Origin of the sequence: Micromonospora sp. WMMD1274, assembly GCF_049179035.1 — a bacterium.
GTDB lineage: Bacteria > Actinomycetota > Actinomycetes > Mycobacteriales > Micromonosporaceae > Micromonospora > Micromonospora tulbaghiae.
Genome location: NZ_JBMHMG010000001.1, coordinates 4,296,076 through 4,316,118, shown reverse-complemented (window position 1 = coordinate 4,316,118; position 20,043 = coordinate 4,296,076). Strand labels below are relative to the sequence as shown.

The window sequence follows — 20,043 nt, the reverse complement described above, 5'->3', positions numbered from 1 at the left end:
GGCGATGACGACGGCACCTACCGCACCGGCCACGATCCGGGAATTCGACCACACAGTGGTAGCGCGATGGATGGGGCGCCTCTCCAGTAACACGTCGCCCCGTCGCAACCACTGGCACACCAAGCTGATCTATTACCGGGCGGCAGTACGCCTGCTCGACTCCACGCCGCGTCCGTCACTGACCTGGCGGAACGTAGTCAAGGCGGCTGGTGAGCGTGGCTGCCGCAGCACCTTCTACGAGGTCGCCGGCTCGCACGCGCGGCACAGCATGGTCACCGAGCTCATCAGCGACGGCAGCACCGACTCATGCCAGATCGCGCTGTACTACTGGCGATCCGATCCGGTGGAGAAGCTCATCGACGAGGCCAAGGTGTGGTCGTTCTGGCCGTACCGGCAGCGACTCGTGCGGACGCTCACCGACCACACCAGCCCGGCTGCTGCCGGGGCGGAACTCACAGCCGAGCTGGTCACCTGGGCGAGCCGGAACCCGGCCCTGGCCCGGGCCGTCGGCCACAAACCGCCGGCCTGCGCCGTGGAGGACCTCACGGTGATCCATCGAGGACTCGTCTCCGGCACTCACGCGATGCAGTGCCTGCGCGAGGCGCTGATCGCCGCCACCGGTCACTGACCGGAAGCGAGGAACTCCCGTGATTCGACGACGAAAACTACGCGATCACGTCATGGCAGGCGCTGATCGTCGCACAACACTCATCGCTGTCGGTCGCAACGGCAACCTCTCGGAGAGGTCATGACCCAACCTCAGTACGGTCTGCGGAGAAGCGTCTTCTCCCGTACCGCGATCGGGCGCGTCCCCTACGCCGTCCCACCGCCGTACGTCATGCCGCGATGGCTTCGCCGGCTCCTGCTCGCCCTGCTCGCGCTGCTGCTTCTGCTGCTCTGTCTGGTCTCGTGCCGTGAGGCGCGCAAGCCCGAGAGCCTGTCCGGGTCGACGCTGACCGGGGCACGGAAGGTGGCCGGCCCGGTCTGCCTGGAGGAGGCCGTCGACCTCTCCGGTTCGATGGTGGCGTACACCGAGCAGCGGGAGCGGGCCGAACGCGAGCTGTTCGCCTTCGCCAAGCGCGAGCTGAGCCCAACCGACCGGCTCTCCCAGGCGTTCTTCGCGTCCGACGGCCGGGTGACGCTCAAGCCGTCGACCCTGCAGTCGCTTTCGACGGTGCCGCCGCCCCCCGAAGACCTCGGCGGTGGCACCAGCCTGACGCCGGCCGTGGCCGGGCTCATCGCGGCCCGCGGGTCCGACCCGGCCGACTGCGCCGCACGCGCCCTGATCCTGATCACCGACGGCCTGATCGGCGACGAGCCCGGCCTGATCGACGCCGCGATCCGTGCCGGCGGCTACACCCGCATCTACGCGGTCGCCCCGGCCGGCGCCACCGGTGCCGGCCGGGGAAACCTCAGCGGCGGTCTCCTCGACTCGATCACCGTCTACGGCTTCCACGACGGCGGCACGTTCGGCCGGGTCGCCTCCGTTCTCGGCGACGCGCGCCCGCTCGATGTGATCTTCGGCGACATCCTCGCCGACCTCACCGGACAGCAACTGACCAAGTCCGGAACCGACCCCGACGATGCCCAGTGACGGCGGCCCAGGGGCCGCGGAAGGTTACGCAGAGATGACGAAAAGAGAGGTGGAGCGGCGCAGCCGGCGCTGGACGCGGCGCTCCGAGAAGCCCGTCCGATACGGCCTCGTGGCACGCGTCGCCGACTGGTGGTGCGCCACCCGCGACGCCCGCCGGGGCCTTCCCGATCTCCCGGCCGACGACCGCACGATGCCCGACGCCGAGATCCCGACCGGCACGCCGCACATGTCCTACCTGGGACAGCAGGCACTCGGCCGGATTGAGAAGGAGTGGATCGTCTACCAGGCCGAGGTCGCGGACCCGATGGCCGACATGCGTGACCTCGAAGCCGAGGCGCAGGCGCTCCACAAGGAGCTGATCGAGGCGAAGGACCGCTTCGACCGCCTCGGCGCGTCCCCCGCCGGCGTCGAGAAGAGGGCCGGCGAGGCCGAGACAGACGCGCAGATCGTGGCCATGCGCCGCGCTCGGGAGCACGGCCGCAAGCGCGACCAGGCGCAGGCTGACATCCACCGCCTCACCGCCGAGATCAACCAGAACGAGGCCCGGGCGGCGCAGGTACGGGAACAGATCGAGATCAGGCACCGGATCGCCATGCGCCGCGCCGCGCTGATCGAGGCACACATCCGCCGGCGCCGCGCGGCGTACGAGAAGCGCCTGGTCCGCAAGCACCCTCAGGGCCGGCTCCTCAATCGCCTGCTGCGCCCGGACTGGCCGGCCGCACCCGAGTGGACCAGCGCCGAGAGCGGCGTGACCAAGCGACCCGAGTACGCCCGGCAGAACGGCGGTGACCGAGCATGATGAGATTCCCCGGCTTCGGCCGTGACCGGTACCGCCCCGGCAGGCGCAACAAGGTCTTCTTCGCGGGCGCGCCCGACCACCCGCTCGACCTGGTCAAGCCGCCCGGCTACGAGCTGGACGAGTCGTGGCGTGCCGAGATCAGGGCCCAGGTGCTCCAGCGCATCGAGTCGCTGAAGCCCGGCGCGATCGACGCCGGCACGCGCGAGGTGGTGCACAACTACATCAACGCCCAGGTGCAGCAATCCCTCAAGGCGGTGGAGGGCATGCGCGACGAGCGGCGCGCCATCGCCCGGGTGCTGGTCGGGATCGCCGACGAGGAGGTCGCCCGGCGCAAGCCCCGCTTCGACGTCGACTTCGCCCGCGCGTGTCACGCGATCGCCGCCGCCGCCATCGCCTTCGAGAAGCTGACCGGCCGGCCGGCCACGGATTACCTGGCCGCCGCGCCGGAGCGCGCCGGTGACCGGCCGCTGTACTCCACCGTGGGCCGCATCGACCTAGGCCTCGACGAGCCCGCAGCCGCACCGGACGAACGGCCCGCCCGGTCCGACCCCGACCTCCACCTCACCGCCGACCCGGACATGCCCACCTTCGACCGCGAGGAACGCCGCCATGGCTGACGACCGCACGGCACCACCTGACCAGCCGTACAACCGCTGGTCCTACCAGAGTTCGTCCGAGATCGGCCGGCGGCCGGCGGGCGAGTACGTCTACGTGCTCGCGCTGCTGGTGGCCGCGGGCGCCGACGCCGCGGCCTTCTATGTGATCGTCTCCCTCGCTACGGGCGACGAGGGCACCAACGAAACCAACGCCCTGATCGTCGCCGGGCTCACCGTGATCGCGCTGATGCTCGCCCACCTGGGCGGACGCGTAGCCCGGGATGCCGCGGCGGCGAACGGCCGGCTGCGCTGGCGGGACGTCCTGGTCTGCGGCGTCCCCTGGGCCCTGCTCGGTGTCGCGGCGATGGTCGTCCGGCTCAGGACCCACCAGACCTCGGGCGGAATCGACCTCGAGGGCGGCGGCTCATCCGGTCAGCAGGCCGACCAGGTCGCGGCGGCTCTGCTCTTTCTGGTGCTCTACGTCGCCTCCGGCGTGCTAGCCGGCGTCGGGGAGTTCCTCACCCGCAATCCCCTGCGCACCGCTTACCGCGGCGCCCTACGGACGATGAAGAGCGCCCAGCGCAAGCTTCGCCGTTCGCAGCCGCCGTACCAGCGGGCGCTCTCCGTGCGGGAGTTGCACCTCGCCGCCTACCGAGAGGACGCGGCTCTCCTGCAGAACGCCAAGTTCGAGCGGATCGCGTTCGGCGAGGAACTGAAGCAGTTGGCCCAGATCAGCATCGCGGCTCACCTGCAGGACCCGTCGGCGACCGACGGTATGACGGAACGGGACTGGCGCCCCGCCGCCCCCCGGCCGGCCCGGTCGTGGGAGGCGCAGAACAACAACCTGCGTACGACCGTGAACGGCCGACGGCGCACCGCCGATTCTGCGGAGCAGACCTCCCCGACCAACTCGCACGAGCACTTCACGACCTCCGACATCGGGAAGGACTGATACATGCGTTTCTCGGCTCTCCTCAGTTCCACGATGGTCATCGGCGTCACGGCCGCCCTCCTCGTCGGATGCGGCGGTGACGACAACGGTGGCGGGGGCGGTGGTGGCGGCGCGACAGCCGCGCCCTGCCCGACCAGCGCGCGGAACGGACTCGCGGTCGCAGTCGGCGCCCGCGCCAACAGCCCGGCACCCAAACTTCCGCCCGTCATCGCGACCTACCTTCAGGACATCCCGAGGGAGAAGGGCTACACGATCGTCCGGGTGGACGGCGCACCGAGCATCGTCTGCGCCGACGTCTTCAGCAGCAACGCCAAGTCCGACGTCGTCCTTGCCGCCGAGCGGCGTGCCTTCGGTCAGCGGGCGGTCAACCAGATGCGGGCCACTGTCGCCCGGGAGGCCGAGGCCGATCCGTTGAGCGCCCTCCGGCTCGCCGCTTCCGCGGCCGGACCGGGCGGGACTGTCGTCCTGGTCGACTCGGGGCTGCAGACCAAGGCGCCGCTCGACTTCCGGGCGCCCGGCACGCTGTTCATGCCACCCGGCGAGATCGTCCGGCAGCTGAGGAAGGAGCCCGGGCAGCTGCCCGACCTGACCGGGCGGCACGTGGTGCTGTCCGGCATCGGCTACACGGCCCGGCCGCAGAAGTCGCTGGGCGGACTGCAGCGCCGCCTGGTGGAGATCTGGAAGGCCATCGCCTCGGCGGGCGGCGCCGAGACGGTCGAGGTCGTCGAGGGCCCGAACACCGACCCGTCGGTGTCGAAGGCGCCGAAGGTCAGCGCCGTCTCGATCCCCGAACCCGATCCGGTCAGCCCGTCCTGCGACTCGTCCCTCGACTTCCCCGACGGCGGCGCGGTCGGCTTCGAGCCCGAGAAGGCCACCTTCCGCGACCAGGGCCGGGCCAGGGCCACCCTGTCCACGGTCGCCGACTGGCTACGCTCGACGCCGTCGGCGCGGGTGATGGCGGTGGGGACGATCGCGCACCACGGGGCGAACGTGAAGAACGGCGGCCTGGCCATGGAGCGGGCGCGGGCCGTCGCGGACACCCTCGTCGATCTGGGCGTCGCGTCGAGCCGGGTGACCGCCCGAGGTGCCGGGTGGGGGCCGTACCAGGGCACCGGCGACGAGGTCGACAAGCGCAACCGGCGCGTGGTCCTGACGATCACATGCTGAAGGAGCCCCGCCCGCCACGCAGCGTCCTGGCGCTGACCGGGGAGATCGTCGCTGCCCGGTCGGCCCAGGACCTGCCGATCCTCTCGGTGGTCACGCAGTCGTACTACGAGGACGGCGCGGTGCGGGAGAAGATGGCCGGGACCGTGCAGGCACGGGTACGGCGGCAGTTGCCCACCGCGTTCGACCCCAACGGCGGCTCGCTCGTCCTGCAACTCACACTCGTGCTGCTCAACGGTGTCGCCGCGGGCGCCTTCGACGCGGCCACGGCTGAGCGGGGCCAGCCGGTGGCCGATCGGCTCGCCCGCTGCCGGCTGTGGTGGCGGCTACGCCGGCGGCGGGCCGCGTCCGGTGCGGACACACCCCTGCCGCCGATCTCCACCGGACTCGCGGCCCAGATCGCCGGGCACGCCCGGCGGCTGGCACGGCGATGTGGCATGTCCGAGGCAGATGCGTCGCGCTACGCGACGGAGCTGGTGGCGGCGCTCACCGACTGATCGGCGGTCACCGCCAGAAGCACCGGTAGGACGGCAGGGTGGCGGCCCACGACGACAGCAGCGGCGTGGGCCAGCACCCGCCACCCGCCGTCCGGCGCGGTCGGCAGTGAACGGGCCACGGCGGCCAGATGCGAGCCGGCCGGCCGCCCCTCGACCAGGGCCGCCATGGCTGCCAACACGTGGGCGGTCAGCGGGTCGGCAGCCGACCCGGCGATCACCGCCGCCGGGCCGATCAGCCGGTCGTCGCGCCCGGCGATTCCGGCCAGCACCCGGACCAGCTCGGACCGCGGCTCGCCGAGCGCGTCGAGCACCGGCCGGGCCGCGTCCCGGGCGGCGAGGTCGAGCAGGGCGGCGGCGGACGCGTCCCGTCCGGCGACCAGTTCGCGGCAGTCCGCGTCGCGCAGTGGTTCCTCGCTGAGCATGTCGCGTTTCCCGGTCGGCCCGGCGACGACGAATCGTTGCGCCAGGTCACGACAGCATCGACGTCGGTAGGCCCGGTCCGCGCCGATCTCCGCCGCCGCCGCCCGAAGTTCAGCCAGCTCCGCCGCCTCGGCCGCGGGCAGGGTCAGGCACGCCTCCCGCACGGCGACCGCTGCACCGGCGTCGAGCAACTCGGGGTGGTCGCGCAGGAACTCCGGGGTGTTCGACACCGCCCACTGCCGCGCGGTCTCCAGCAACCCCGCATCGACGGTCAACCAGTCGGGGGCCGTCGGCCACGCCCGGTCGAACAACGAGGCGTCGGCCGCTCGGTGCCGCCGGGCCTCGGGGTGCAGAGCGGCGGGGTCGGCGCCGTGCCGGGCGGCCTCGGCCAGCCATCCGGCCGCCCGTGGATCGCCGGCCACGCTCACCGCGGCCCGGCTGACCAGGGCCTGAGCCGGATAGCGAGCCGTCAACCCGGCCCAGGTGGCGTCGGTCGATCCCCGCACGGCCAGGACCTGCGCCAACTCGTCCATCTGTTCGGGCAGGCACTGCTCGTACCGTCGGATCGCCTCGTCGAAACGGGAGGCGGCGAGGTCGTCGCGGCCGAGGGCGCGCAGGGCGTACCCAGCGACGGCGTGCGCACCGTCAGCGTCCCTCTCGGCCGCCTGCTTCGCCGCCGCGAGGGCCGCGTCGTGGTCCCCGGTGCGGAAGTGCGCCCAGGCCAGGCGTACCAGAGCGGTGGCCGACGCGGACGGACGCGACTCGACGGCCCGCGCCGCCGCCTCGACCGTCTCCGCTTCCCGGCCGGGAAGTTCGAGAAGGACCGCGACGAGCCGGTCCAGCGCTGCCGCGAGCTGCGGCGATCCCGGTGGCCGGAGGGCGACCGCGGCGGCGAACGCCTCGGCCGCCGCGGCCGGCCGGCCCGCCGCCTGGTGCGCCACGCCGAGGTTTGTCAGCGCCGCGGCCCGGACCCGGTCGTCACTCGCCCGGGCCACGGCCCGCCGGCCCGCGGCGACGGCGGCGGAGATCCGGCCGCGACGTAGTGCCGTGACCGACAGGGTGTTCCATCCGGTGGCTTCCAGCGGTGCCATGGCCACGGTGCGCTCCGCGGCCGCTTCGGCACCGGCGACGTCTTCCGCCGCGTGCCGGCAGAGGGCGAGCTGATTGAGCGCCTCCGGTTGGTCGCCCGCCGCCGCCTCGACTGCGGCGTCGAGGGCCGCCTCGATCTCGCCGGCCGCGAGCAACGCCGCGGACAGGACGGTCCCGGCCCGGGCGCGCCCCGTCCGGAAGTACGGCTCCGGCCCGGCCTCCTCCCACCGGGTCACGGCCTCGCGTGCCGCGGGCACCGCCGCCTCCGGGCGGCCCAGGTCGAGCCGGCAGTCGGCCAGCATGGCCAGCGCGGCGGCCAGGTGCGGTCCCATCGCCGGGTCCTCGGCGACGCACACCCGGAGCAGCTCGACAGCCTCGGCGGCCGGCTCCTCGTCGGGGGTGCTCAGCGCCCGCAGCGACTCACTCAGTCCGCTGAGCGCTCCCGCCCGGCTGGCCTCCGCGCCTTCGACCTCGGCGTAGATCCCGACCGCCTCGGTCGCCGCATCGCGCGCGGCCCGGGCGTCGCCGGCCCGCCGACGGGCGAGGCTCAGGCTGGTCAGGCACATGGCGAGGTCGATGCGGTAGGCCGGGTGCGAGCGGTACAGCTCGACCGCCTCGGCCGCGGCGGCGACCGCCGGTTCCGGCTGCCCGGCCTGGACGAGGCACACGGCCAGGTTGTTCAGGGTGCCCGCCAGATCGCTGACGTCCGCCCGGGCGCGACGGTAGTAGCCGACGGCGAGTGCGCACACCTCGGCGGCGCGACCGGGGCGGCCCGCATCCCGGTACCTGACGGCCAGGTTGTTGCGCGCCGAGGCCAGGAACGGCCCGTCGTCGAGGAGGTCGACAGCGCGTTCCGCGTGCGTGACGGCCGCGCCCCGTTCCCCCTGCGCGCGCAGCGCCGCCGAGTGTTCGAGTTCCGCGTGGGCCAGGGCGGTACGCAGGGCGGGCGCCGCGGTCGTCAGCTCACGGAAGGCAGCCAGGGTCAGGTCGCCGCCCTCGGCCGCGTGCCGCCATCCGTGTTCCCAGAGGTAGGTGGGCTGGTCGGCGGGCACACCTCCGGCGATCAGGCGACGGTAGCGGCCGAGCAGGGCCACCGCGACGGCGGTGTTCCTGGCCGGGTGGGGAAAGCGCACCTCGCGGGCGAGCCGGTAGACGGTGGTGCCGGCCTCGCTGTCCTGCACGACGTGTCGGCCGTGTCGTTCGAGGGTCCGCAGCACGTCCCTGCGGCCGACTGTCACTCCGGCGGGTGCGATCGCGTCCGCGACGACGATCCACTCCTGTTCCGGGAAGCCGGCACCGTACGAGTAGGACAGTGCCGCGAGAACGGGATCGAGGTCGGCCGGCGCCGGCTGGCGGCGGTCCGGCGCGTCGAGATCCACCCGGCCGGCCGGCCGGCCGAGCCCCGCCGGGTCGCGCGTCGCCACGACGACACAGCTCTCGACGGCCAGCGGCACGAGCACCTTGGCGACGATGTCGGCCGCGTGCGGGCCCGCCTCGTCCAGGCCGTCGACCACGACGACACGCGGGGCGGGCCCCAGCTCGTCACGAACCTGGTCGGCGGTGCGCGCACGTGCGCTCACGTAGGCGTCCACCCGCCCCACCGCCGCCTCGTTCACCACGTGGGCGACCACAGCCGACTTCCCGCTGCCAGTCGGCCCGGTCAGCAGATACAGCCCGGGACGGGCCGCCTCGATCCACCCCAGCACCGCCGCCTCCGCGTCACGCCGGGCCGCGTCCGGTACCGGGCCGTCCCTGCCCGCGAGGACGAGGTCGACCCCACGAGCTGACACGACCGGGTGTACGTGTGGCGTGAACAGCGGGTTCCGCAGCAGGTCACCGGCGAGGCCCACGCGAGCGAACACGGGCTGCTGGGCGGGCGCCGCGCGGCGGAAGGCCCGCTGCACGGCGTCGCCGACGGCATCGCCGGTGACGTATTCGCTCTCCCGTGACCAGGACAACCGGGCCACGCGGCCGACCGGGCCGCGCCGGAGCAGGCGGATCAGGCGTCGACCGAAGACCCCGTCGACCGCGTTCTCCCAGGGTCGGCACGAGGCTAGGACGCCCGCCCACATCGGCTGATCCGTGACGGACCGCCGGTCGAAGACGTGCAGCGCGGTTTCCACGGCCCGGACCGCGCCGCTGCCGGCGAGGCACGCGTCGACGATCACCAGAAGCTGGGTGGTGCCGGAGTCGGCCAGTTGCAGGACGATCTCGCGCAGCGGCAGGCCGGCGCTGTAACCGGTGGTGCTGTCCGCGGCGAGCAGTCGCAGGTCACCGTCCACCACGGCGGCGTGCCCACTCCACGCCAGGACTCTCGGCCGCGGGTCGGGGCCGGCCGTACGGAGCCGCCGGCGTACGTCCTCCTCGCTCGGATCGATCAGGGGCTCGCCGTCGAGCATTCGGCTCAGCGTGGCGATCTCCCGGCGGGCCGCCGGCAGCTCACAATGACCGTGCTGGTATCGACTTACTCCGATGCCCAGGAACCGGAGCCGAGGCTGATCCATCGATCGATGGTCGCACGGTCCGATGCCCGGCAGATGCGGCCGAAGGGACGACCCGTTCCGGTACGGTCGCCGCTGGCCTCGGCATACCTTGAGCGCATGACCGGCCCTCGGCTCAATCCGTTCGCTCTGCCGCCCGCCACTACCGGGCGATTCCTGCTGCTCATGGCGACCGCGGTGGCGGCGTCCGTGCAGGTGTACGGCTGGCTCGTGGCCCGGCTGGAGACGGTGAGCGCGGCACCGGCGCGGTGCGTCGGCACCGCCCGCGGGATGAGCGGCACGGTCCGCCCCGATCAGCTGATCGACTGGTACGCGGAGTGCGAGGTGTGGGCCAGTGTCCGCGAAGCCCGTCTCGTCGCGTTGATGATCGCCGTCTTCGCCGTCGTCACCGTCGCCATCTACTTCGCAATGCCGCGCTACACCCGGCGTGGTCTCGTGCCGCTGCGACGGTACGCGGACGACCCCGTCCTCGGCCCCACGGTCAGGCGGATCGAGGAACTCGTCGCGTCCGAGCGCAAGGGCGTCGACCTCTACGTGGCGCCTGCCTCGGGCCGGGGCATGGACCGCGCCTTCGGCCGGATCGGCCGCTACGCGATCGTGCTCAACATCAGCCGGCTGGCCGTGGCCGCGGCACGTCCGGACGATCCGGCCCTGGCCGCCGTCCTGCGGCACGAGATCGCCCACCTGCGCAACCGCGACATCGATCTGACCTATCTGACCATCGCGGTTCGGTGGGGATTCCTGGGCGCCGTGGTCGTCCTTCCCCTGGCGTACGTGGCGTGGCAGGCGCCCGAGGCGCTGTGGGGTCTGTCCTGGCGCCTGGCCGTCCTGCTCGTGCTGTTCTGGCTGCTGAACGCGTCGGTGCTGCGGGCCCGTGAACTCTACGCCGACGCGAGCACGGACGACAGCGACGGTCTGATCCGGACGCTCACCGCGTCGCCGGGCCCGCACGAGGGGACGCGGCCGGCTGGATGGTTCGCGTTCCACCCGTACGTCCGCTCGCGCCTCGCCGTCATCCGTGACACCGACCGCCTGTTCACGCTGGAACCAGGGGTCGCCGCGGCAGTGGGCGCGCTGGTCGGCCTGGGTTACCCGCCCGCCGAGTACCTGGCGGCGCTGCTGTTACCGGACCACACCTACCTGCCGGGCTGGATCTGCGGCCTGACGTTCGGATCCTTCGTCGCCGCCGTGCTGGCCGGAGCGGCGTGGCGTGCCGCCCTATGGGCCGCCGCCGCCCCGGGGCGGACGGTCCGAACGTTCCCGTCCGCGCTGTCATTCACCGCGGCCCTGATGGGCGGGCTGCTGCTGACTCCGGACCTGCCGCAGACCGGGTCGTTCTGGCGGGTGGCCGAGGCCGAGCCGCTGATCGCGGTGACGATCGGAGTGCTGCTGCTGGGCCTGGCCTACGTCTACCTGCGCTGGACCGTCTTCTGCGCGGCCAGTCACCTGCCGGTGGCCGGCCGTCCCCGGTCCGCCTACCGCTTCGGCGTGACGCAGTCGGCGCTGGTGCTCGGCGTCTGGCTGGCCGCCTGGTTCCAGATCGGCGGGCTGCTGCTCGGCACCGGCGTGACCTGGGTCGGCTTGGCCGTCGTGCTGGTCGCGGCACTGTTCAACCCGCTGCTGATGATCTCCCTGCCGTGGGCCTGCTGGTATCCGCTCGTCACCTGGCGGGGCAGGCGCGGGATGGCCGGAGGCCGATTCCGGCTGTGGCAGGAGGCAAGATCGGACGTCGCGCTGCGCGGGCTGCGCACACCCCTGGGCGCGGCGCTTCTCACCGCGGTGTGCATCCCCGCCGCGTACGCGATCGTGATGATCCCGCTCCGCCCGGCGCTCCGGTCGATGCTGGAGAAACGGATGGACGATCTCACTCCGACGCCGTCGGAACATCTCGGGATCGCCGCGCTGCTGGCGTGGCCCGCCGTGGCGGTGACCTGTGCCGGCCTGCTTCTCCTGGGCGCGATCGTGGGTGGTCGGCAACGCCTGGAGCGGGCCGTGACCGCCGCCGGCGCCGCGGTGTTGCCCGCCTCGGCCGCCCTTGTCCTCCTGATGCTGCTGCACGTCAGCCTGGCGACGCCCGACGCCAAGGGCTTCTTCGAGATGCTGACGGGGCTGACGATGGCCGGCGGACCCGCCACTGACCGTCCGGAGAACGCCGCCCTCGGACTGATGGTCGTGTTGCTGTTCGGCCTGTTGCTGCTGGCGGGGCTACCGGCGACCGTCGTGGGCAGTATGGTGCGCACGGTCCGACCCGCCCCGGTGCCGCGCCGCCCGCCCGGCCGGCCGGGCCGGGTGACGGCCGTCCTCGTCACGCCGATCCTGCTGCTCGGCACGGCGACAGCGGTCATGGGTGGCAGGGAATGGCGGGTGCCGGAGACGGCCGTCGTGCCCGACTCGATCGAGATCGGGCAGGTCGAGCAGGTGCTCGCCGAGCCCTGGCCGATCGACGCGCCGCTGGACCAGGCATGCGGCCACCTCCTACGACCCGTCGGGGAGGTGCGGTGGAGCACCACCGCCACGAGCAGCGGCTTCGACATCCTGCTGGCTCGTGCCGCCGCCGGCGCCCGGACCGCGGCCGACCCGGCACTGCGGATGATGGGCGAGAGCTCGGTGGAGGCGCTGCGGCGGGGCCAGTTGCTGCGCGCCCAACGCGGGGTGACGGCCGCGATCCGCTACTGCGCCGCCCTCGCCTGATCAGTCCAGTGTCGTTTTCGCCTTCGCCAACGCGGCACGCAGGATCTCTTCAGTGCCGGCGACCTCCGGCGAGGACATCTGCATCACGGTTATCAGCACCACGAGGCCGCCGGAGCGGGCAGTGACCAGGTGCGCGTAGAACGCGGCTCCGACACCCGGAACGGTTGCGGTCAATCGGTAGGCGACCGTCTCCTCCCCCATCCGGGTGATGCTCAAGTCGTCGATCGTGATCTCGAGCTTCATACCACCGGCCATCTGGCCGTCGAACTGATGGCAGTTCCGCCTCACCTTGCGGAGCTGACGCATCAGCGCGATCGCCTCGTCCACCTGGGTGGCGGTGATCGTCTCGACCGCGAACGGGCCGGTCGCGCCGCCCTGGTAGACCTGGTGGGCGCTCACCGCGTCTGCGTCTTCGGCGGCCTCGGCACAGCCGGTCAGGCTGGTGTTCATCCCGGCGGCCGGATTCTTCTCGGCCATGCCCGGGTTGGCCGTGTATCCGTCGCCGATCTCCGACGGCGTCAGCAGGGCCTTCTCCACGGCGGCCTTGGCGGGCAGCTTCCGTGGTGGGTACGTGGCGGGCGCCGGACCCGTCGTGGAGGGCTCCGCGGGCACCGGCGTCGGCGGGGGATCGACCGAGCAGGCCGCGGCAGCCATGGCAGATATCAGGAACAACGAAACAATGTTGATCTTTAACCGCAAAGTGTCCTCCAATGCCTGAAGCTTGACCAAGCGTGACAACGCACTAGCCGGACTGCATCGGACGTGCGTCCAACGATCGGCCTTGCCGCGCTGGACGGCACCGGTCACGATCACGGCATGCGGTGGGTAACGACGGCACGGGGACTTCGCCGATGGGCGACCCACGCGTTCGCGGCGTTCGGGGTCGGCGCCCTGCTCCTGCAGTCCTACCAGGCGGTGTGGGACCGGCCCCTGTTCGCTGGGCACGCCGGGGCGGTAGCCCTGGTCGTCGCGGCCGCTTCGGCGATCTACGGCCTGGTCCGCACCCGGCCGGCCCGCGCCGTGGTGCGCGACCTGCGACACCCCCGCTGCCGGATCGAGGTGGTGGCCGGCGATCTGTTCGCCCAGGACGACGCGCACCTGGTGGTGGGCTTCACCGACGTGTTCGACACCGACGTCACCGACGATCGGATCGTGCGGGCCGACAGCGTGCAGGGCCAGTTCCTGCGTCGGGTCTACGCCGGTGACCGGGCGCGGCTGGACGCCGACCTCATCCGCGCGCTGGCCGGGGTGCCGCTCGAGGCCACGATCGCGGCGGAGCAGAAGCCGCTCGGCAAGGCGCGTCGCTACCCGGTGGGAACCGTGGCTGTGCTGGGCGAGCCCCGGCGGCTCTACTTCTGCGTCGCGTACAGCGCCATGGGTTCCAACCTCGTGGCACAGTCGTCGGCGGACATGCTGTGGCACAGCCTCACCCGACTGTGGACAGCGGTGCACGACCGGGGCCAGCGGCAACCCGTGGCCATGCCCATCGTCGGCGCCACCCTGGCCCGGGTGGACGCCCTCGATCGGGAGGCACTGCTGCGGCTGATGCTGCTCTCGTTCGTAGCCGCCGCCCGCGACCGGCTGCTGACGACGCGCCTGCGAATCGTCGTCCGGCCGGCCGAGTTCGCCGCGCTCAACCGGGCGGAACTGCAGGCTTTCCTGGACTCGCTCTGAGCGGCAGCCGGAACCGGTCGGTCGAACGGCCGTTCCGAGTCCATCGCGCCGGCCGCATGCTGACGGTATGGCCCTCGGCAAGGCGACGCGGATCCGCCACCACATCGCGGCGGGTGACCGGCACCGCCGAGCCGAGGACTACGCGAGCGCGGGTGCGGACTACGTCCGCGCCCTCGCCCTCATCGACCGGATCGGCGCCTGGTGGCAGTCGCCGCTCACCCAGCTGAATTGGGCGCGGGCGGCCGCCGACGGGCGGACCGTGCTCGGTCAGATCGACTTGGAGCGCGGCCGCCCCGACCTGGCCCGGCACTCGTTCGAGGAGGCGGAGCGGCGCTACGCCGAGATCTCGTACCACGAGTCCGCCGACGTCGCGATCGTGCTCAACAACCTCGGCGTCGTCTACGAGCGGCTCGGCATGCTCGTCGAGTCGGAACGCGCCCTGCGCCGGGCGGTGGAGATCGACCGCCTGATCGGCCGGGGCCCGGAGGACGTCGCGGTCGGCCTCGCCAATCTCGCGCTGAGCTACCAGGCGGCCGGTTACCTGGATGAGGCCGGACAGGCGATCGAGCACGCCGCCGACCTCGCCGGGCTGAAGCCGGGCACAATCCAGCGCCTGGCCGAGGAGCGGTCGTTCCACCTCATGACGCGCGGCAAGTTCGCCGAGGCACTGGTGAAGTTGACCGAGCAGTTCGAGGCGGCGACGCCCGGCTCGATCGACGCGGCGCACCTCGCCGGGAACCTGGCGCAGGCATACGCGGAGTTGCAGAACGCGGAGATGGCGCAGCGATGGCACGAGCGCGCCGTCGAGATCCGCCGGAAACGACAACCCGGATCGTTGCCGCTGGCCATCGCCCTCAGCAACCTGGCCCACTCGCTGGTAGGCACCGGCGACACCGACGAGGCGGCGCGTACCCTCGACGAGGCGATCACCCTGGCGGAGCGGATCGCCCCACAGGGCGCCGAGCTGGCCACGATGCGTGGGGCCCGGGCCTGGCAACTGCTCGACGCCGGCGATCCGGCCGCCGCGCTGGCGCTGGGCGAACGCGCCCTGGCCGCGGCGCCTGGTGCCGGGCGCCAGCTCACCGCGCTGCGCCTGGCCATTGCCGCCGCCTACAAGATGCTCGACCGGCCGGACGTCGCGCGCGCGATGCTGGAGACGGCCCGGGACGTCTGCGAACGAATCTCCCCGGTCCTGCCCGAGTTGCGCTGGGTGCACACCATGCTCGGGGAGTTCCTGCTCGACCATGGTGCCGTCGACGAAGCCGCGCAATGTTTCGACCGCGCGATCGAGGTGGCCGAGACGATGCGCCCCGGCTCCGCCGACGAACCGGGGCTGGGCCTGCTGTTCGGCACCGCCCGGTCGGCGTACCACGGCCGGATCGAGGCCGCCTGGCGTCGCGGCACCGCCGACGACACGGTTGTCGCCTTCCACGCGGCGGAGAGCTTCCGCGCTCGCGCACTCGCCGAGTCGCTCGCTCAGACAGTCGCTGCCGCCCCGCCGGGCGGTGCGGCCGCCGCGCTCGACGCCGAACTGGGCGAGACGCGACGCCGGCTCGGCGCCCTCTACCGGCGGATCGAGGCGGTCCCGGACGATCCGCTCATCGATGAACGAGACCGGCTGGAGGAGCGGGCCGAATCGCTCCGGTTACGCCTGCGCGCTCTCGACCCGCGCAGCGCCGACCGTGACTACCCGAAGCCGTCCACGCTCACCGAGGTGCAGCACGGCCTCGACGAGACCACCACCGTCGCGATCTACGAGGTGACCGACGACGGCGTGTTCCTCTTCGCCATACGCCGGGACAGCTTCGCCTTCACTAAGCTGGAGGCCGACGTCGCCGACATCGCCGCGGCCGTCGCGGAAGTCGGCACCGCCTGTCACGACCGGGCGGGAACCGCGCCGGCGGACGCCCTCCGCCGGCTGGGATCCTGGCTGCTGGGCCCTATCGCCGACCGGCTCGGCGACCTGGCGGTGTGCGCCGACGACGTGCTGGCCGGCCTGCCGTTCGAGGCGCTGGAACTGGACGGTGTCGCCCTGCTCGAGCGGTCGACGGTATGGTCGGTCCCGTCCGCGACCATCCTCACCCGCTTCGGGGCCGAACGTCGCAGCCGCCGTCCGGAGCAGCCGTTCGCCGGCTTCGCCATGCCCGAGACGCCGGGCCAGGGACCGCTGCCGGCTTCGCTGCGCGAGGTGCGTCGGGTGGCGGACATCCTCGGCGGCGAGCCACCGGTGGTCGGCACCGACCTCACCGTCGCCACGGTCCGCTCCCGGGCGGCGCGGGCCCGCTATGTGCACTTCGCCATGCACGGCGTGATCAAAGACAGGCAGCCGCTGTACTCCGGGTTCCCGCTCGCCGGTGAGGAGTTCCTGCACGCGTACGAGATCGCAGGTTTCGATCTTTGCGCCGATCTGGTGGTCTGTTCCGCGTGCGACACCGCCAAGGGTGAGTCCCGGGCCGGCGAGGGAACGGTCGGGTTGGCATATGCGCTGTTCACCGCTGGTGCGCGGGCGGTGCTGGTGAGCCGGTGGCCGATCAGCGACCCGATCTCTGCCCGGTACATGCGCCGGCTCTACCGGCGGCTGGCGGTGGGCGAGACGGCCGCTCAGGCGGTTCGCGGAGTCGCCCTCGAACTGCGCCACACCCACCCGCATCCGCGGGAGTGGGCGGCACTGGCCCTGATCGACCTGGGCACCGGGAGGGCAGTCGAATGATCACGGTGGATCGTCCGACCGAGTGGCGCATTGCCCTGCTCCAGTTCGTCGTCCTGGCGGCAGCGGGGTCGGCGTTGCTCTACGTCGCAGTCGACGAGTTCGCGGTCATGGTCGGACCGTTGCTGCTGATCCTGCTCTACCGCACCTGCAACGTGGAGTATCTGTCGCTGCGGCTGGAGCAGTACTGGGCCCACTCCGCGGTCGCCGGCGGCGCCGACCGGATGGCCCAGGAGTTCGCCACCGACCAGTGGCTGCACGACTCGTGGGTGAGGACCGGGGCTCCGGTGCCTCGGCTGATCGCCGTGCCAGCCGACCGGCTCGCCGCGCGGATGGCGGAGTTGCGAGCGGCGGGCCCGGCACAGCGAGCCGTGCCGCCAGCCGTGCGGATCCTCAACCGTGCGGCCGCCGTGCTACTCGGATCGGTGCTCGGGACCACTCTCGGCGCCACTCTCGAGGTCAGCACCATCTCGCTGCTCTGGCCCGCCGCCGTCGCGGCCGTCCTCGTCGTCGCATTCCGCGCCGCGGTAGCGGTGTACAACCGCAGGCAGGTCGCCCGGGTCGCCGCCGCCATGCGCACAGGGCCGCGCGATGAACTGACAGGCATGCTGGCGCCGCCGTGGGCCCATCGCCGGGCGGCGACGATACGCGAGCTCTTCCGCCTACTGGACGCCGGGCCCATCCCCCGCCGCCCGCCCGAGCTACGGGTGATCGAACTGCTCATGGTGCTCGCCGTCGCGTTCGGTGCCCTGGCCGGCTTCCTGCTCCGGTAGACCGCCGGCTCCCGACGTACGGGGAAGCGCGGTCAGAGCAGGCCGGCGAAGCGCTCCGGGTCGAGCCACCCGGTGCCGCTCGTGTCGACCGGGCAACCCACGATTCGCAGGCGCTGCGCGATCCGGTGCTGGAAGAGCCTGCGCTCCTCCTCCGTGTCGGCGCCGAGCCGCACCACCTCGCGTCCGTCGAAGTCGTCGATGGACGCGAGCGGGCCGATCATCGCGATGACAGTTCGATCGGGTCGGAGAGCCAGCGCACGGCCGGCCCGGGTCAGCGCGTCGGAGGCGCCCCCGCTCATATCCTCCGCGGTCAGCACGACGAGCACGCCGGGCCCGGCAGCGAAGCCCGCGGCAAGGACGTCGTCCCGATAGGGTGCCGGCTCGCCGGTCCGCGCCACCAGTTCCTCCCAGTCCAGCGGATGCAGTTCGATCGCGCGGAGCAGCTCGAACACGTCGTTGCGGGGCCGATGACCGGGGCCGTGGATGACGAAGACATCGCGGGAGGCAGATGGCGATGCCGGTCTCTTACTCTCCGACGCCGGTGGTCGGGACAGGCCGCCGGTCCACAGCCACACCCGGCCGCGGTAGGACTTCACTGTGACGTGGAGCGGCTGGAAGTCGTCGGGCTCGAGATCGGGGTAGCCGCTCGCGACCACGTCCTGGTAGAGGCGGTCCCCGATCCCCGCGACGACGTCGACGTCCGGGTGTTCGGCCACGGCCCGGCGCAGCTCCTGGCTGTCCAGCACCCGGCCGATCTCGATGATGGCCAGGCCGGCGAACCCGGTCGCGGCGGCCGTGAACAGCCCCGACCCGATCGACAGCCGCACTCGTATGCGGTCCTCCGGGTGCGCGGCGTTGTCGTCGGCCAGCACCGCCAGCCAGCCGCCCAGCAGCTTCGGGAGGGCGATGTGCGACGGCACCGACGCCGGCAGCACGACCATCATGCCGTCTCCGCTGTTCTGCCGGTCGGTCTGGTGGACCGCCAGGCCGACGCCGGTCAGCACCCGCTCGACCATGCCGGCGAGACGGTCCTGTACCGCCTTCTGCACGGGTACCGAGCGGGAGCTGTAGCTGACCACGTCGATGCCGAAGGCGACGCGGTGCTCGACCCGGGACTCGGTCGCCGTCGGCTCGGGTTCCGCTGGTTTCGGCTTCTCGGGCTCAGGCGGGATCGGGGTGCCGAGGATCAGCCGGAACCGCTCGGCCTGCTCCCGGGTCGCGTCCATCAGTTCGGACTCGACTGCGAGCTGGTCGATGAGCCATTCGGCGAGTTCGGCGTCGCCGGGCAGCGGCTCGGTCAGTGCCCGAGCCATGTTGGTGCGGGCGACCTGGGCGCTCTGCCGCATCTGGCGTAGCTCCCGCAGCGCGCCGGCGACCTCAGCCTCGTCGGCGGAGACCTCGACGGACCGCCGCGCCAACTCGCGCCGGCGCTCGATGTCACGCAGCAACCGCGTGACGTGGTCACGGTGGCCGTCGGTCCGCTCCCGCAACCGGGCCAGCTGCTGACCGTCGCCCAGGACCCGGGCCAGGTAGCGCAGCTTGGCGGCGTGCATCAGGTAGCGGGCAAGCGGCGGAAGCGCGGTGCCGCCGTCGCTCCACGCGAACCGGCTCAGCTCGACGTCCTGGTCGAGGCCGGCGAGCAGTACCAACCGCCGGGAGCCGTAGACGCCCGCGGCTGTCACCTCCCACGCCGCGAACGTGCTGAGCGAGTAGCCGTCCTCCCACCAGGCATCCGCGTCGTCCTCCCGGCGGGGCACCTCGGCCCGCAGGTCGACCGCCGTGACGTCCGGGGTCTTGGCCAGGTAGACGATCGCGGCGCCGAGCGCGGCGGCACCGGCGCCGAGGTTGTCCCACCAGCGCGTGAACTCGTGCCAGCCGGGCGGCACCGAGGCGGCGAGCCGGAAGCGTGCCTGCGGCACCGCGTCGGGCGCCGCGATGGCGAAGGAGAAGTTGAGGACGTCGTGCTCGCGACGGACGATCGCCTGGTAACGCACGGCCGGATCCTGCAGGCCGGCCAGGGCGCCGTCGGGGCGGTTCGCAGGTTCTTCCGGCAGCTCGGCAGCGAGGCCGGCCTCCACGATCGGTTGCGTCATACCGAGCTGGTTGCGGCAGTTCTCCCACAGCGTACGGACACCGGCCAACGCGACTGAGGCGTCCGGACCGCTCAGCGGGACGAAGAGATGAGCGACGAACTCCGGCTCAACGAGGTTGCTGGCGGCCACGTTCGTCCTCCGGCGTGTTCCGCGTCTCCGACGTGAGCTTGTGGACGAGCGTGTTGCGCTGATCGAGGACGGGCTTCGGAATTCCGGTCACCGTCTTGCTGCCGATTCGCATGATCCGGACCGGCCCGTTGATCTCCAGGTCGGTGATCGCGTCGCGCAGCTCAATAGCCTCGCCGGTGTCCCACGCCCTCTCGATCCGGCGAAGAATCTCGGCAATGTGCTCCCAGCGCTGGGCGGTCATCTCCCAGAGCACCAGGTCCTGCAACACGTCGACGGCATCCTGGGCGGTCTCGTCATCCCAGCTGTCCTCGAGATTCATGGATCCGACGGTAGCTACGGTCCGCCTGCCGTGTCGTCGGCCGAA

15 protein-coding genes are annotated in these 20,043 nt (G+C 72.4%); 11 read left to right on the top strand and 4 right to left on the bottom strand.

Annotation, left to right across the window (positions count from 1 at the left end; genetic code table 11):
* Positions 1–4: 4 nt before the first annotated feature.
* From ACN27D_RS20590 to ACN27D_RS20560, 7 genes are all read left to right on the top strand, one after another.
* Entirely contained in the window at positions 5–628 is a 624-nt protein-coding gene (locus ACN27D_RS20590) for a hypothetical protein (protein WP_421499750.1), read from the top strand.
* A gap of 120 nt (positions 629–748) precedes the next feature.
* Complete coding sequence (locus ACN27D_RS20585) at positions 749–1,594, top strand: VWA domain-containing protein (protein WP_421499749.1); 846 nt, start codon at positions 749–751, stop codon at positions 1,592–1,594.
* 34 nt (positions 1,595–1,628) lie between these two features.
* Positions 1,629–2,393 carry a hypothetical protein gene (locus tag ACN27D_RS20580; protein ID WP_421499748.1) on the top strand — a complete coding sequence of 255 codons (765 nt, stop codon included), beginning with the start codon at positions 1,629–1,631 and terminating at the stop codon, positions 2,391–2,393.
* Positions 2,390–3,010 carry a hypothetical protein gene (locus ACN27D_RS20575; RefSeq protein ID WP_421499747.1) on the top strand — a complete coding sequence of 207 codons (621 nt, stop codon included), beginning with the start codon at positions 2,390–2,392 and terminating at the stop codon, positions 3,008–3,010. Before ACN27D_RS20580 ends, ACN27D_RS20575 begins: the two co-directional genes overlap by 4 nt.
* Positions 3,003–3,941 carry a hypothetical protein gene (locus ACN27D_RS20570; protein ID WP_421499746.1) on the top strand — a complete coding sequence of 313 codons (939 nt, stop codon included), beginning with the start codon at positions 3,003–3,005 and terminating at the stop codon, positions 3,939–3,941. Before ACN27D_RS20575 ends, ACN27D_RS20570 begins: the two co-directional genes overlap by 8 nt.
* A 3-nt stretch (positions 3,942–3,944) precedes the next feature.
* A complete protein-coding gene (locus tag ACN27D_RS20565) occupies positions 3,945–5,108 on the top strand; it encodes an OmpA family protein (protein ID WP_421499745.1) in 1,164 nt (387 codons plus the stop codon).
* Positions 5,102–5,602 carry a hypothetical protein gene (locus tag ACN27D_RS20560; RefSeq protein WP_421499744.1) on the top strand — a complete coding sequence of 167 codons (501 nt, stop codon included), beginning with the start codon at positions 5,102–5,104 and terminating at the stop codon, positions 5,600–5,602. Before ACN27D_RS20565 ends, ACN27D_RS20560 begins: the two co-directional genes overlap by 7 nt.
* Here ACN27D_RS20560 and ACN27D_RS20555 read toward each other — a convergent pair.
* Positions 5,566–9,615, bottom strand: coding sequence for a tetratricopeptide repeat protein (locus tag ACN27D_RS20555; protein ID WP_421499743.1), 4,050 nt, complete (start codon positions 9,613–9,615; stop codon positions 5,566–5,568). The genes ACN27D_RS20560 and ACN27D_RS20555 overlap by 37 nt on opposite strands.
* Positions 9,616–9,711: 96 nt before the next feature.
* Between ACN27D_RS20555 and ACN27D_RS20550 the strand changes: the two genes are divergently transcribed.
* The gene (locus tag ACN27D_RS20550) at positions 9,712–12,303 is read left to right on the top strand and encodes a M48 family metalloprotease (RefSeq protein ID WP_421499742.1); all 2,592 of its coding nucleotides are present in this window, start codon (positions 9,712–9,714) and stop codon (positions 12,301–12,303) included.
* Here the strand turns inward: ACN27D_RS20550 and ACN27D_RS20545 are convergent, their stop codons facing one another.
* Positions 12,304–13,116 (bottom strand): hypothetical protein, encoded by an 813-nt coding sequence (locus tag ACN27D_RS20545; RefSeq protein WP_421499741.1) that lies wholly within the window; start codon positions 13,114–13,116, stop codon positions 12,304–12,306.
* Positions 13,117–13,119: 3 nt separating this feature from the next.
* Here ACN27D_RS20545 and ACN27D_RS20540 point away from each other — a divergent pair, with 3 nt between their 5' ends.
* From ACN27D_RS20540 to ACN27D_RS20530, 3 genes are all read left to right on the top strand, one after another.
* Entirely contained in the window at positions 13,120–13,977 is an 858-nt protein-coding gene (locus tag ACN27D_RS20540; RefSeq protein ID WP_421499740.1) for a macro domain-containing protein, read from the top strand.
* A 67-nt stretch (positions 13,978–14,044) separates the two neighbouring features.
* A complete protein-coding gene (locus tag ACN27D_RS20535) occupies positions 14,045–16,687 on the top strand; it encodes a CHAT domain-containing protein (protein WP_421499739.1) in 2,643 nt (880 codons plus the stop codon).
* Positions 16,688–16,692: 5 nt separating this feature from the next.
* Positions 16,693–17,457, top strand: coding sequence for a hypothetical protein (locus tag ACN27D_RS20530; protein WP_421499738.1), 765 nt, complete (start codon positions 16,693–16,695; stop codon positions 17,455–17,457).
* A 32-nt stretch (positions 17,458–17,489) separates the two neighbouring features.
* On the opposite strand, the gene ACN27D_RS20525 is transcribed toward ACN27D_RS20530, so the two are convergent.
* Both ACN27D_RS20525 and ACN27D_RS20520 read right to left on the bottom strand, forming a co-directional pair.
* A complete protein-coding gene (locus tag ACN27D_RS20525) occupies positions 17,490–19,679 on the bottom strand; it encodes a CATRA conflict system CASPASE/TPR repeat-associated protein (protein WP_421499737.1) in 2,190 nt (729 codons plus the stop codon).
* On the bottom strand, positions 19,657–19,998 hold the full coding sequence (locus tag ACN27D_RS20520) for a CATRA system-associated protein (RefSeq protein ID WP_421499736.1): 342 nt from the start codon (positions 19,996–19,998) through the stop codon (positions 19,657–19,659). Before ACN27D_RS20520 ends, ACN27D_RS20525 begins: the two co-directional genes overlap by 23 nt.
* Positions 19,999–20,043 lie beyond the last annotated feature (45 nt).

Excerpts from the sequence above, each read along its gene's own strand:
- ACN27D_RS20590 (WP_421499750.1), top strand. The coding sequence starts at position 5 with ATGACGACGGCACCTACCGCACCGGCCACGATCCGGGAATTCGACCAC.
- ACN27D_RS20585 (WP_421499749.1), top strand. The coding sequence starts at position 749 with ATGACCCAACCTCAGTACGGTCTGCGGAGAAGCGTCTTCTCCCGTACC.
- ACN27D_RS20580 (WP_421499748.1), top strand. The coding sequence starts at position 1,629 with ATGACGAAAAGAGAGGTGGAGCGGCGCAGCCGGCGCTGGACGCGGCGC.
- ACN27D_RS20575 (WP_421499747.1), top strand. The coding sequence starts at position 2,390 with ATGATGAGATTCCCCGGCTTCGGCCGTGACCGGTACCGCCCCGGCAGG.
- ACN27D_RS20570 (WP_421499746.1), top strand. The coding sequence starts at position 3,003 with ATGGCTGACGACCGCACGGCACCACCTGACCAGCCGTACAACCGCTGG.
- ACN27D_RS20565 (WP_421499745.1), top strand. The coding sequence starts at position 3,945 with ATGCGTTTCTCGGCTCTCCTCAGTTCCACGATGGTCATCGGCGTCACG.
- ACN27D_RS20560 (WP_421499744.1), top strand. The coding sequence starts at position 5,102 with ATGCTGAAGGAGCCCCGCCCGCCACGCAGCGTCCTGGCGCTGACCGGG.
- ACN27D_RS20555 (WP_421499743.1), bottom strand. The coding sequence starts at position 9,615 with ATGGATCAGCCTCGGCTCCGGTTCCTGGGCATCGGAGTAAGTCGATAC.
- ACN27D_RS20550 (WP_421499742.1), top strand. The coding sequence starts at position 9,712 with ATGACCGGCCCTCGGCTCAATCCGTTCGCTCTGCCGCCCGCCACTACC.
- ACN27D_RS20540 (WP_421499740.1), top strand. The coding sequence starts at position 13,120 with ATGCGGTGGGTAACGACGGCACGGGGACTTCGCCGATGGGCGACCCAC.
- ACN27D_RS20535 (WP_421499739.1), top strand. The coding sequence starts at position 14,045 with ATGGCCCTCGGCAAGGCGACGCGGATCCGCCACCACATCGCGGCGGGT.
- ACN27D_RS20520 (WP_421499736.1), bottom strand. The coding sequence starts at position 19,998 with ATGAATCTCGAGGACAGCTGGGATGACGAGACCGCCCAGGATGCCGTC.